Source organism: Streptosporangium saharense (assembly GCF_014203715.1).
GTDB classification, from domain to species: domain Bacteria; phylum Actinomycetota; class Actinomycetes; order Streptosporangiales; family Streptosporangiaceae; genus Streptosporangium; species Streptosporangium saharense.
The window spans coordinates 396299-407706 of the sequence record NZ_JACHJP010000006.1; the positions used below are offsets into that span (position 1 = coordinate 396299).

The window sequence follows — 11408 nt, forward strand, 5'->3', positions numbered from 1 at the left end:
AATCGTGCACGTCGACCTTGAGGGGGAGGGGCTCGGCCGTCTCATCGACTCCGCCAGACAGGCACTGCGGACGGCCGGTGAGCCCCTGCCCGACGTCACAGGAGAGGGAGAGTCGGCGGGAGGGCTGGTCAGGGCGACCGCGGGGGGCGCGGGGACGCTGGAGTCGCTGCGCCTCGACCCGCGCGCCCTGCGGGCGGGCTCCCAGGAACTGGCCGAGCAGATCGTCGACGCCGTCAACGCCGCCCTGTCCGACCTGCGCTCCAGGGTAGGCGCCGTACCGTCGGTCCCGGGCGTCACCGGTCTGGAGGCGGAGCTGGAGCGGCTCCAGGAGGAGGCGCTGACCAGGCTCGACGCCTTCACCGGCGCGATCGGCGACGTCCTGGCCCGCATCGAGGGCAGGGCCGGATGAGCGCCGAACCCCTCGGGCTGACCGTACGGCACGACACCCTGCTCAGCTCGGGCTCCGACCTCAGGACGGTCGCGGCCGACGTGCTTCGCAGGCTTGAGGAGCTGTCCGCCCTCGCCGAGAGCCTCACCGGCGTGGGCGGCGGCGACGACATCAGCGGCCTGATCGGCGAGGGCTACCGGGCGGTCCACGCCATGGCCGTCGAGTCGATCTCCTCCGCCGCCGAGGCCCTGGCACACGACGGCGACGGATTCCTGGCGATGCGGGCGAACTACACCGCCGCCGACCAGGAGGCGGAACGAGCCGTCTCCCCGGTGAGGGCGGTGTGAGATGGCCCTGCAACTGCCCGAGGAACTCGCCGGGCTGCTCTACGAGCTCGGCTACCTGTGGCCACAGATCGACGAGGACCAGCTGCACACGCTCGCGGGCGCCTGGACGGCCTTCGGGAGCGACCTGGCCGTCCTCGTCGAACGCGCCGACGCCCTGGCCCGCCAGGTCGTCCAGCACAACGACGGTCCCGCGGTCGCCGGGTTCACCGAGGAGTGGACGCACGAGGACGCGCCGCACACCGTCGCCGTCGACGGCGCGACCGGGGCCCAGGTCCTCGCGGCCTGCCTGGCCGTGTGCTCCGCGCTCGTGGTGGCCCTGAAGATCGTGGTCGCCGTCCAGCTCGCCGTACTGCTCACGCAGATCGTCAGGGCGCTCGCGACGGCCCCGCTCACCTACAACCGGTCGCTGCTGAAGATCCCGGCCTACAAGAAGGCCGCCGACCGCCTGCTCAACCTGGCCTTCAGCCAGACGGCCGGGGTGATCCTTGCGTAAGGGCAGACTCCTCGCCGGGATGGGAAGCGGCCTGTTCGCCCGGGCGGGCAAACGCTTCCGCCGCGCCAGGAAACCGGTGCCCGTCGCCCTGGGCGACCTGCTGCGGCAGCCGGGAGCGCGCCAGGGGTTCAGCTGGTCGCCCACCACGGGCACCCGGCCCACCGACGGCTACATGGTCGCGACCACCGGGCGGACCGCGCAGTTCCCCGAGCACATCCTCGACGACCCGGACGCCGCGGCCGAGGCGATCGACGACTACCTCATGCGCAACCGCGACGTGTTCGAGAACGACCCCAACATGCATCTGGGCGGCTGGGTCGAGGACGGCAAACTGTGGGTGGAGCCGTCCCACAACATCGCCAGTCGTGACGAGGCCGTCGAACTGGCCAGGAACACCGACCAGATCGCTATCTACGATGTGAGGACCGGCGACTACATCCAGACAGGAGGCGCGGGTGGTTTTCTCGAAGCGGACCCGTAGGGTCCAGACGCGGCTGCCGGAGGGATACTTCGACCTGCCCAAGGAGGAACGGCTGCGGTGGGCACGCCAGTTCGCCCTCGACGTGCGCGACGAACGCGACGCCGCCCGCGAGGCCGAAGCCGACCCCGGGGACGAGGGACAGGACCGCTGACTGTGTGCCCCGTCCCAGGGGCCGACGCGCGTGAGGCCGGACCAGCCGGAGTCTCCGGCCTCCGGGACCGCTGACTGTGTGCCCGGCCTCCGGGAAGGCCGGGCACGGGGGTCAGCGTACGGCGACGGCGTAGGTGAGCAGCCATTCGACGCACTCGGTGACATGCCGGGCGTGCGTCAGGTCACGGCCCCAGGCGTACAGGCCGTGGTGGGCCACGATCACCGCCGGGACGCCCCTGTCGTAGGACGCCTCGAACCGGTCCCCGAGCTCGGCCATGTCCTGGCTGTTGGCGATCACCGGGACGACCACCTCGTCGTCGTGCGCCAGCCGTCCGATGCCCTTGAGCATCTCGATGTCCCGCAGCGGCACGCCGTCCGGCCAGTGGTGCCCGGCGACGACCGCGCTGAGCGTGTGGACGTGCACGACCGCGCCCGCGCCGGTCAGCGCCGCGACCCGGGCGTGCAGACCGGCCTCGGCAGACGGCCTGCGCGGCTCGATCCCCTCGACCGGCACCGTCTCGCCCACCGGGCCGACGACCGAGACGTCCCCGGCGGTCAGCTCACCCTTGTCCAGGCCGCTCGCGGTGACGACAAGCCGGAGCGGGTCACGGCTGACGACCTCGGAGAGGTTGCCCGAGGTGCCGCGCATCCAGCCGAGACCGGTGAAACGCGCCGACTCGGCCGCGAGCCTGGACCCGGCTTCGAGGACCCGCTCCACGGTCGGCTCCGCCGTACGGCTCATCGCAGGTCTCCGAAGGACGTGACGACCGGGTGGGGGCCGAAGTCGGCGTCCTCGCTCGGTTCGCCGGGGCGGCGCAGGCCCGTGGTCCGCCAACCGGCGGCGGCCGCCGCGTCCAGTTCGGCGGGCACGTCGGACAGGAAGAGCAGGTCCGTCCCGCCGAGTTCGGCCGCGATGCGACGGTAGGACGACGCCTCGCGCTTCGGCCCCGCGTTGACCGTGTCGAACCACCGCTCGACGAGGACAGACAGGTCCCCGTCCTCGGTGTGCGCGAACCACGGACGCTGGGCCGAGACCGAGCCCGAGGAGAAGACCGCCAGGTGCCTGCCCTCGGCGTGCCAGGCGCGCAGGGCCGGGGCCACGTCGGGGAAGAAGTGCGCGGTCAGCTCGCCCGCCGCGAACCCCGCAGCCCAGATCCGCCCCTGGAGGGTCTTCAGCGGCGTCGCCTTGACGTCGTGGTCCATCCAGTCGTGCAGCACCTTCACGACCTCCTCCGTCGTGCCGCCGCCGATCTCCTCGACGGCGGCGCGGACCTCCGGATCGTCCCGGTTGGCGTCGATCCAGGGGCCGAGCCTCGGCCTGGCGAAGGCGTAGAGCCCGACGTGGACGGACTCCGTCGAACTCGTCGTCCCCTCGATGTCGAGCACGGTCCATCCGGTCATCGATGCCTCCAGGCTGGAGACCCCGCCCTTCAGAGCGGGGAGGAAAGCCGGAACGGTGCCGATCGGCTTATCCAAAGTGAATGGTTCTGGCAAAGTGGATCTATGCGGACGGCGTACAGGTGCCGGGCTTACCCGACACCCGAACAGGCGGCGACGCTGAATCGCACGTTCGGAAGCGTCCGTTTCGTCTGGAACCGGACGCTGGCCTGGCGGCACACCCGCTACCACGGCGAGCAGGCCAACGCCTACCTGACCGCGATGAAAGCCACCGACGAGCTGGCATGACTGAACGAGGTGTCCTCGGTTCCGCTCCAGCAGGCCATCCGGCATCAGCAGGTCGCGTTCACCAACTTCTTCGCCGGGCACGCCCGCTATCCGCGCTACAAGTCCCGCGCCGGGCGGCAGAGCGCGGAGTACACCCGGTCCGCGTTCCGGTACCGCGACGGTGTGCTGACGCTGGCCAAGATGGACGCGCCGCTGGCGTTCGTCTGGTCGTGGCCCCGTATCGACCCGGCCACGATCGACCCGACCACGGTGACCGTCTCCCGTGACCCCTGCGGACGCTGGTACGTCTCCCTCGCCGCCGACGTGGCCACCCCCGAGCAGGCCCCCGCCACGGGTGCGGTCGTCGGCGTGGACATGGGCATCACCGACTTCGCGGTCACCTCGGACGGCGAGAAGATCGCCAACCCGCGCCACCTGGCGAAACGAGAACGCAACCTTGCCCGTTACCAGCGGCGTATGGCCCGCAAACAGCGCGGCGGCGCGAACCGGGCCAAGGCCAGAGCGAAGGTCGCCCGCGCCCACCGCAAGGTCAGGGCCGCCCGCGCGGACTTCCTGCACAAGACGTCCGCCCGCCTGGTCCGCGACCACGACGTGATCGTGATCGAGGACCTTCACGTCAGGGGCATGGTCCGTAACCGGTCGCTGGCCAAGGCGATCTCCGACTGCGGGTGGGGCACCTTCCGGCGCATGCTGGAGTACAAGACGGCCAGGTACGGCCGCCACCTGATCGTGATCGACCGCTGGTTCCCCAGCTCGAAGACCTGCTCGGCGTGCGGTCACCTGCTCGCCGGGCTGAGCCTCTCCACCCGGCGCTGGACATGCCCGGGTTGCGGCACCCTGCACGACAGGGACGTCAACGCCGCGAAGAACATCCTGGCGGCAGGCCTTGCCGTGTCGGCCCGTGGAGCTGATGTAAGACCGCAAGGGTCCTCCCTTCGGCAATCGGCTGTGAAGCGGGAAGCCCCACCTGCGAGGGTGGGACTCCCCCTCCTTTAGGAGAGGGAGGAAGTCAACTGGTCAGTACCTCCACGAAGTCGGCGACGAAGCGCGCGGTGTCCACCTCGGTGATCACGTGGGTGTCGGGGGCGGGCTCGTAGGCGAAGGACGGCGGCAGCCCGTCGTGGGTGCGCATCAGCCGCGCCCGCGTCTGGAAGCCGTTGCCGACCACGTTGACGGGACCGTCGACGGCCGCCGTCGCGAAGCCCGGGTCGAGCAGGACGCCCGCGGCCAGCGGGTCATGCAGCGGGATGATCCTGCGGCCCCACTCGTGCTGGTAGAAGTCCAGGTACGACTCCAGGATCTCGGTGGCGAAGCGTGCCGTCGGCGTGTCCGTCGCCCGCAGGGCGGCGATGGCCCGCTCGTCGAGGATCGTGCCCGCGGTGACGTTCACCCCGACCATGACGAGCCTCTCACGCGGGGCGGCGAACACGGCCCTGGCGGCGACCGGGTCGTTGTCGATGTTGGCGTCCACCATCAGCAGCGTTCCCGGCCGGGCGTAGGGGCCGGAGCCGCCCATCAGCACCACCGAGCGGTAGCGGGTGAACAGGTCGGGGTCGAGCCGCAGCGCGAGCCCCAGGTTGGTCAGCGGCCCCAGGGCGAGCAGGTCCAGCTCACCCGGCCGTTCGCGCGCCAGCCGTACGAGAAGTTCCGCACCTGACTCGCCGGTCACCTCGGGCAGCGGCCGCTCGTAGCCCCGGTCGCCGAGGCCGTCCTTGCCGTGCACGTAGCCCGCGATGTGCGCGACCCCCGCCATCGGTTCCGCGGCGCCGCGCGCGATCGGCACGTCCAGGCCGAGCAGCCCGGTGACGTGGCCGATGTTGCGCACCGCGTCCTCCTCGGTGCAGTTGCCGAAGACCGACGTGATGCCGACGATCTCCGCGTCCGGCCTGCCCGCGAGGTACAGCAGGGTGTGGGCGTCGTCGATACCGGTGTCGGTGTCCACGACGATGCTGCGGACCATCAACTCTCCTCGGGGTGGTGGGGAACGGCGAAGTGGTCACGGACCCGGGACGGCTCGTAGACGCCGTGCTCGGTCACGATGCTGGTCACCAGGCGCGGCGGGGTCGCGTCGAAGGCGGGGTAGTAGCCGGTGACGCCCTCGGCCGCGGTGCGCCGCCCCAGCACGTGCAGCACCTCGTCGCCGTCGCGCCGCTCGATCACGACGTCGTCGATCGTGCGGGCCTGCGGGTCCGGCGCGTCGATCAGCGCGTGGTACGGCACGCCGAAGGCGTTCGCGGCCAGTGCGACCCCCAGCGTGCCGACCTTGTTGACCACGTGACCGTCGAGCGTGACCCGGTCGGCCGCGGTCAGCGCCACGTCGGCGAGTCCGTCGGCCAGCGCGGTCGCGACCATCCCGTCGGTGATCAGGGTCGGCCGGTAGCCCATCTCGACGAGCGTGGCCGCGGTGAGCCTGGCGCCCTGGAGGTAGGGGCGGGTCTCGGTGCAGACGAACTCCAGGTGCTTGCCCGCCTCCTGCGCGGCCTGGACGGTCGCGATGAGGAAGGCGTCGGCCCAGCAGTGGGTGAGCACCCGGGCGCCGTCGCCGAGCAGGCCCGCCGCGTGACGGCCGAGGGCGGCGCTGCGTGCCCGGTAGGCGGCGTCGTGCGCGCGGGCGGCCTCGGTGACCGCCTCGACCAGCTCCTCACCCGTCGCGGGAAGCCCGCCGTTCCCGTCGAGCACCGCTTCGAGCACTCCCTGTACGGCGTCGCGGATGTGGTTGTTCGTGGGCCGGGTCGCGATGAGCCTGTCGCCCGCCTTGCGCAGCCGGGCGAAGGCCACCCTGGGCGGGTCCCGCCTGGCCTCGCGGGCGGCGAGGACGAGTCCGGCGGTCGCCGCGAACAGGGGGCCCGAGCTCTGCGTGACCATCCGCTCGATGGCCTGCGCGACCTCCTCGCTCGTGGCGCACCGCACCCAGCGCACCTCGAACGGGTAGACGCGCCGGTCGAGGATCTCGACCGCGTCGGCGGTGATCCTGACGGAGTCGGCCAGGACGGGGATGCCACTCATGAGGCCTCCAGGAGACGGCGTCGCCCACGGGTGGCCGCGGCGACGACCAGGGCGAGCAGGGTGATCACGTAGGGCGCGGCGTCGGCGGCCTGCTGCGGGAGCCCCAGCCCCTGCAGCCGGAACCCGAACGCCTCGGCGGCCCCGAACAGCAGGCACGCGGCCAGCACCGGCCACGGCCACGCCCCGCCGAGCATCACCGCGACGACGGCGACCCAGCCCCTGCCCGCGCTCATACCTTCACTGAACAACGTCACGTTGCCCAGCGCCAGTTGTGCTCCGCCGAGACCGCACAGCGCTCCCGCGCCGAGCACCGCGACGTGCCGGTAGCGGTCGGCCCCGAGCCCGAGGGAGAGCGCCGCCTCGGGATGCCCGCCGACGCCGCGCAGCCGCAGCCCGGAGCGGGTGCGCGCCAGCCACCAGGCCGTGACCGCGACCAGCAGCGGGGCGAGCGGCACCAGCGGCGACTGCGGCCCGAGCACCGGCACGTCCAGCCCGAGTTTGGCGAAGGTGGGCAGTCCCGGCAGGTCGGGGGAGGTGTAGACGCCGCCCGCGCCGAGGAGGACGCGCATCAGGAACGCGGTAAGCCCCAGCGCGAGCAGGTTGACGCCGACCGCGACCACGACCGGGTCGGCGCGGAAGGCCACGGCGGGCACCGAGAGCGCCAGCGCGTAGACGGCGGTCGTGACGACCGCGCCCACCACGCCGAGCCAGGCGCTGCCGGTCAGGTGGCTGAACAGCACCCCGCTGAACGCCCCCCACAGCAGTTGGCCCTCAAGGGCCATGTTGAACACGCCCGCCGTCTGGCACAGCAGCCCGCCGAGCGCCGCGAACACGACCGGCGCGCTCGCGGTCAGCGTGGCGGAGACCAGCGCGAGATCGACGACGTTCACGGGGTGACCCCTCCCGGCCTCTTCTTCGCGGTACGGCGACGCGCCAGGGCGAGCACCGCGACGATCACGATGATCAGCCCCTGCACGATCTGGGTGAGCTGGCTCGGCACGCCCGCCTCGCGTTCCATGCCCTGGCCTCCGGCCTGCAGGACGGTCAGCAGCGCCGAGGTGAACGGCACGAGCACGGGCCTGCCGGTCGCCAGCAGCACCGCCGCGATCGCGGTGAAGGTGTAGCCGGGCGCGACCAGCGCGCCGTCCACGAACCGGTACGGCGGGCCGAGCACGACCAGTCCACCGACCAGCCCGGCCACGGCGCCGCCCGTCGCGAGGGTGACGGCGCCGAGCCTGGCGACCCCGACGCCCCCGTAGCGGGCGAACTCCCGGTTGGCGCCGGTCGCCCTGATCTCGTAGCCGAGGGCCGTCCCCGCGTCGGCGTACAGCCAGAGCGCGGTCAGCAGCGCGACCACCGGCAGCGCGGGTGTCAGGTAGCCGCTCTCGCCGAGCGCGGGCAGGTGGGAGGCGTCGGGCAGGACCGGCGTCTGCGCCAGGCCCGTCCCCCGCTCGGCCAGCGGGAAGCGCGCCAGGTAGGAGGCGAGCGCGACGCCGGGCGGGCTGAGCAGCAGCGTGGTGACGATCACCGGGATGCCGAGCCTGGCGCGCAGCGGCGCCGCGACCCAGGCGAGGAGCCCCCCGGCCAGCGCGGCGACGACCAGCGGGAACACCACGGCGAGCACCGGCGGCAGCGGCACGAGCAGCGCGGCCGCCGCGGCGGCCACCCCGCCGAGGGCGAGCTGACCGTCGCCGCCGAGGTTGAGCTCACCGGTGCGCAGCGGGATCGCGAAGGCCAGCGCCATGCCCAGGACCGGCACGTAGGCCGCGACCGTGTACTCCAGGTTCCCCTCCCCGACCGCGCCCCTGACCAGCGCCGGGTAGGCGAGGAACGGATCGACGCCGGTGGCGAGCATCACGAGGGTGGTCAGCGCGAGGGCCGCGACGGGCGCGAGCAGCGGCGCCGTACGGGTGGTCAGGTTCACCCGGCGGCTCCCGTCATCGCGGCGCCGAGCCGGTCCTCCCCGGCCTCCTCCGCCGACAGTTCGGCGACGATCGCGCCCTCGAACATGACGAGGATCCGGTCGGCCAGGGCGCGCAGCTCGGACAGTTCGCTCGACTGCAGCAGCACCGCCCTGCCCTCGTCCCGGGCCTGGGCGAGCAGGGCGTGGATCTGCTCCTGCGCCCCGACGTCCACCCCCTGCGTCGGCTCCTCGACCACGACGAGGGGCCGGTCGCCCGACAGCTCGCGGGCCAGCACCGCCTTCTGCGCGTTGCCGCCGGACAGCACGGAGATCGGCTCGTCGAGCGAGGCCGCGCGGACGCCGAACCGCTCGACGAGCGCCCGTGCCCGCTCCCTGACGGCGGCACGGGAGAAGCGCCGCTCACGCTGGCCGCCCATGAGCAGGTTGTCAGCCAGCGACATCGTAGGCGCGGTCGCCCTGCCGGGCCGGTCCTCGGGGACGTAGGCGACCCGTGGGTCCCTGCCACGCCGTACCGGAGCGCCCGCGAGCAGCACGCGGCCCTCGTCGGGGGTGCGCAGCCCGGTCACGACGTCGAGCAGCTCCCGCTGGCCGCTGCCCGCGACCCCGGCGATCCCCACGATCTCCCCCCTGCGCACCCCGAACGAGACACCCCCGACCCGCGCGGGCCCCTCGCCGCCGCGCACCCGCACGTTCTCGACCTCCAGGAGGTACGGCCCGGCGGCCCGTTCACCGGGTGGCGCGAGGGGCCGGGGGGCGAGGGAACGGCCGATCATGGCGACGACAAGCTCCTGGGCCGTCGTCTCCGCGGTGGCGAAGCGCCCGGTGACCCGGCCGCCGCGCAGCACTGTGACGCGGTTGCTCGCGGCGAGCACCTCGCCCAGCTTGTGCGTCACCAGCACGACGGAGACCCCCTCACCGGTGACGCCGCGCAGCACCTCGAAGAGCCTGGCCGCCTCACCCGGCGTCAGCACCGCCGTCGGCTCGTCCAGGATGAGCACCCGGGCCCTGCGGTACAGGGCCCTGAGGATCTCCACCCGCTGGCGCACGCCGACGGGCAGCGTGCCGACCCTCGCGGCGGGGTCGGCGCGCAGGCCGTACAGCTCGCCGAGCCGTTCCACCTCGCGGCTGGCGGCGGCGGTGTCGAGCACGCCACGGCGGGTCGGCTCGGCGCCGATCACCACGTTCTCCGCGACGGTCAGGCCGGGGAAGAGCCGCAGACGCTGGTGGACCATGCCGAGCCCGGCCGCGATGGCGTCGGCGGGGGAGCGCATCCGCAGCCGGACCCCGTCACGCAGCACGTGACCGGCGTCCGGCTGGTGCACGCCGTACATCACGGACATCAGCGTGGACTTGCCCGCGCCGTTCTCACCGACGACGGCGTGGATCTCTCCTGTCTCGATCGACAGGTCGATCCCGTCGTTGGCGACGACGTCGCCGAACCGCTTGGTGATGCCGACGAGTTCGACCGCCGGCACCTCTAACCCGCCAGGGGGTCGGCGACGACGAGCTTGCCCGACACGATGTCGTCGCGGGCCTGCTTGACCTTGGCGACGACCTGGGGGCTGGCGGCGACCGTGCACTGGGAGGAGGCGAGGTCGTCGCCGAGCGCGTTGACGCCGACGCCGCCCTCGGCCAGGCCGTACACCTTGACGCCGCCCGTCTTGCCGGCGGCGATGTCCTTGATGGCGGCGGCCTCGGCCACGTCCACGTGCTTGAGCACGTTGTCGATCACGTTTCCAGGGCTCTGCGGGCACTGGTTGACGTCCACGCCGAACGACTTCACGTGGGCCTCGGCCGCGGCCTCGAACACGCCCTGGTTCCCGCCCGACGCGGCGGCGGCGATGATGTCGGCGCCCTGACCCGCGAGCGCCTGCGCCTGGGCCTTCGCCCTGGCGGGGTCGCTGAAGGGGGTGTTGCCGCCGACGTAGAGCGGGGTGCCGGTGACCTTGGGGTTGACGGCCTTCGCGCCGGTGAAGAACGGGTCGATCCAGCGGTGGATGAAGGGCGAGTCGATCGGCAGGACGATGCCGATCTTGCCGCTCTCGCTCAGCAGGCCCGCCTCGACGCCCGCGAGATAGGCGGCCTCGTGCTCCTTGAACGACACGCAGGTGAGGTTGGGGGCCGGGTCCTTGGCGCACGAGTCGATCTGCAGGAACTGCTGGCCGGGGTGCTGCCGGGGGACCGTGGCGAACACGTCGTCGAAGGAGAAGCTGACCCCCACGATCACGGTCGGCTTGGCGCGCACTGCCGCGTCGACGTTCTGCGCGATCCCGGCGGGGTCCTTGCTCTCGTAGAGCTTGAAGGAGGCGCCGATCTCCTTGGCGGCGGCCTGCGCGCCCTTGACGCTGAGCTGCAGGAAGCTGTTGGTGCTCGCGGGGTTGGGCGTGATCAGGATGACGGACTTCGCGGCGGGGGCTCCGGCCGAGGTGCCGCCGGTTGTCGTGCCGCCGCACCCGGTGAGCGTCAGGAGGAGTACGGCGAGCAGGGCGAGCGTCGGGGTGGTTCGCATCACAGTCCTTCGTAACGGCGCACACGGCACCGGGCGGGGACCGGCGCCCCGCTGCCCTGAGCATATCCATTTAATTCCTACCAGAACAGGCGGTTATGGGCGTCCGGGAACGCCACGGCCGGGTGCCCGTAACCGTCGGATCTGGAGGGAAGGGGCTGTGAGCTGGTATTTCACGAAAAAGGCCGCGCTGGGCGATATATGCGGGGAGTGTCGTAGAACACAGGCGGCGGCCTGCCGTACGGCCCGGGGCAGGTCAGCCGGGGTACGGGTAGGGGTAGGGGTCGTTGGAGGGGTCGGTGCGGCGGGGGGAGGGGAAGCCGCCGGTGGGGGGGTCGAACCAGAGCAGGACCTGGCCGGTGCCCACGGAGTTCTCGTATTCGCCGTACTGGCGCCCCGGTGCGGTGCAGTCGCCTTCGCCGAGGGC

At 72.5% G+C, this 11408-nt stretch carries 13 protein-coding genes and 1 pseudogene; 6 read left to right on the forward strand and 8 right to left on the reverse strand.

Features of this window, described 5'->3' with window-relative positions; genetic code table 11:
* Nucleotides 1-4: 4 nt before the first annotated feature.
* From FHS44_RS27385 to FHS44_RS27405, 5 genes are read left to right on the forward strand one after another with little or no spacing between them, the layout of a single operon-like run.
* Nucleotides 5-409 (forward strand): YbaB/EbfC family nucleoid-associated protein, encoded by a 405-nt coding sequence (locus FHS44_RS27385; protein WP_184719702.1) that lies wholly within the window; start codon nucleotides 5-7, stop codon nucleotides 407-409.
* Nucleotides 406-735, forward strand: a complete 330-nt coding sequence (locus FHS44_RS27390) for a hypothetical protein (RefSeq protein ID WP_184719704.1) — start codon at nucleotides 406-408, stop codon at nucleotides 733-735. Before FHS44_RS27385 ends, FHS44_RS27390 begins: the two co-directional genes overlap by 4 nt.
* 1 nt (nucleotide 736) lies before the next feature.
* A complete protein-coding gene (locus FHS44_RS27395; protein WP_184719707.1) occupies nucleotides 737-1228 on the forward strand; it encodes a WXG100-like domain-containing protein in 492 nt (163 codons plus the stop codon).
* Nucleotides 1221-1709, forward strand: coding sequence for a hypothetical protein (locus FHS44_RS27400; RefSeq protein ID WP_184719709.1), 489 nt, complete (start codon nucleotides 1221-1223; stop codon nucleotides 1707-1709). Before FHS44_RS27395 ends, FHS44_RS27400 begins: the two co-directional genes overlap by 8 nt.
* Entirely contained in the window at nucleotides 1684-1860 is a 177-nt protein-coding gene (locus tag FHS44_RS27405) for a hypothetical protein (protein WP_184719711.1), read from the forward strand. The genes FHS44_RS27400 and FHS44_RS27405 overlap by 26 nt, the downstream gene beginning before the upstream one ends.
* Before the next feature lie 111 nt (nucleotides 1861-1971).
* Here the strand turns inward: FHS44_RS27405 and mtnB are convergent, their stop codons facing one another.
* Together mtnB and mtnC are read right to left on the reverse strand one after the other, a co-directional pair.
* Nucleotides 1972-2601 (reverse strand): methylthioribulose 1-phosphate dehydratase, encoded by a 630-nt coding sequence (gene mtnB, locus FHS44_RS27410; RefSeq protein WP_184719713.1) that lies wholly within the window; start codon nucleotides 2599-2601, stop codon nucleotides 1972-1974.
* The gene (gene mtnC, locus FHS44_RS27415) at nucleotides 2598-3260 is read right to left on the reverse strand and encodes an acireductone synthase (RefSeq protein WP_221461339.1); all 663 of its coding nucleotides are present in this window, start codon (nucleotides 3258-3260) and stop codon (nucleotides 2598-2600) included. The genes mtnB and mtnC overlap by 4 nt, the downstream gene beginning before the upstream one ends.
* Before the next feature lie 102 nt (nucleotides 3261-3362).
* Between mtnC and FHS44_RS27420 the strand changes: the two are divergent.
* Nucleotides 3363-4541 (forward strand): annotated as a pseudogene (locus FHS44_RS27420) (RNA-guided endonuclease InsQ/TnpB family protein).
* A gap of 13 nt (nucleotides 4542-4554) precedes the next feature.
* Here the strand turns inward: FHS44_RS27420 and FHS44_RS27425 are convergent.
* The 6 genes from FHS44_RS27425 to FHS44_RS40275 are packed head-to-tail and all read right to left on the reverse strand — an operon-like array spanning nucleotide 4555 to nucleotide 10984.
* On the reverse strand, nucleotides 4555-5505 hold the full coding sequence (locus FHS44_RS27425) for a nucleoside hydrolase (RefSeq protein WP_184719714.1): 951 nt from the start codon (nucleotides 5503-5505) through the stop codon (nucleotides 4555-4557).
* Nucleotides 5505-6551 carry a s-methyl-5-thioribose-1-phosphate isomerase gene (locus FHS44_RS27430; RefSeq protein ID WP_184719723.1) on the reverse strand — a complete coding sequence of 349 codons (1047 nt, stop codon included), beginning with the start codon at nucleotides 6549-6551 and terminating at the stop codon, nucleotides 5505-5507. The genes FHS44_RS27425 and FHS44_RS27430 overlap by 1 nt, the downstream gene beginning before the upstream one ends.
* Nucleotides 6548-7441 (reverse strand): ABC transporter permease, encoded by an 894-nt coding sequence (locus tag FHS44_RS27435; RefSeq protein ID WP_184719725.1) that lies wholly within the window; start codon nucleotides 7439-7441, stop codon nucleotides 6548-6550. The genes FHS44_RS27430 and FHS44_RS27435 overlap by 4 nt, the downstream gene beginning before the upstream one ends.
* A complete protein-coding gene (locus tag FHS44_RS27440) occupies nucleotides 7438-8475 on the reverse strand; it encodes an ABC transporter permease (RefSeq protein WP_184719727.1) in 1038 nt (345 codons plus the stop codon). The genes FHS44_RS27435 and FHS44_RS27440 overlap by 4 nt, the downstream gene beginning before the upstream one ends.
* On the reverse strand, nucleotides 8472-9950 hold the full coding sequence (locus FHS44_RS40270) for an ABC transporter ATP-binding protein (protein WP_221461340.1): 1479 nt from the start codon (nucleotides 9948-9950) through the stop codon (nucleotides 8472-8474). The genes FHS44_RS27440 and FHS44_RS40270 overlap by 4 nt, the downstream gene beginning before the upstream one ends.
* 2 nt (nucleotides 9951-9952) lie before the next feature.
* Nucleotides 9953-10984 (reverse strand): BMP family ABC transporter substrate-binding protein, encoded by a 1032-nt coding sequence (locus tag FHS44_RS40275; RefSeq protein ID WP_221461341.1) that lies wholly within the window; start codon nucleotides 10982-10984, stop codon nucleotides 9953-9955.
* Between the last annotated feature and the right edge of the window lie 424 nt (nucleotides 10985-11408).

Excerpts from the sequence above, each read along its gene's own strand:
- FHS44_RS27395 (WP_184719707.1), top strand. The coding sequence starts at position 737 with ATGGCCCTGCAACTGCCCGAGGAACTCGCCGGGCTGCTCTACGAGCTC.
- FHS44_RS27425 (WP_184719714.1), bottom strand. The coding sequence starts at position 5,505 with ATGGTCCGCAGCATCGTCGTGGACACCGACACCGGTATCGACGACGCC.
- FHS44_RS27390 (WP_184719704.1), top strand. The coding sequence starts at position 406 with ATGAGCGCCGAACCCCTCGGGCTGACCGTACGGCACGACACCCTGCTC.
- FHS44_RS40275 (WP_221461341.1), bottom strand. The coding sequence starts at position 10,984 with ATGCGAACCACCCCGACGCTCGCCCTGCTCGCCGTACTCCTCCTGACG.
- mtnC (WP_221461339.1), bottom strand. The coding sequence starts at position 3,260 with ATGACCGGATGGACCGTGCTCGACATCGAGGGGACGACGAGTTCGACG.
- mtnB (WP_184719713.1), bottom strand. The coding sequence starts at position 2,601 with ATGAGCCGTACGGCGGAGCCGACCGTGGAGCGGGTCCTCGAAGCCGGG.
- FHS44_RS27430 (WP_184719723.1), bottom strand. The coding sequence starts at position 6,551 with ATGAGTGGCATCCCCGTCCTGGCCGACTCCGTCAGGATCACCGCCGAC.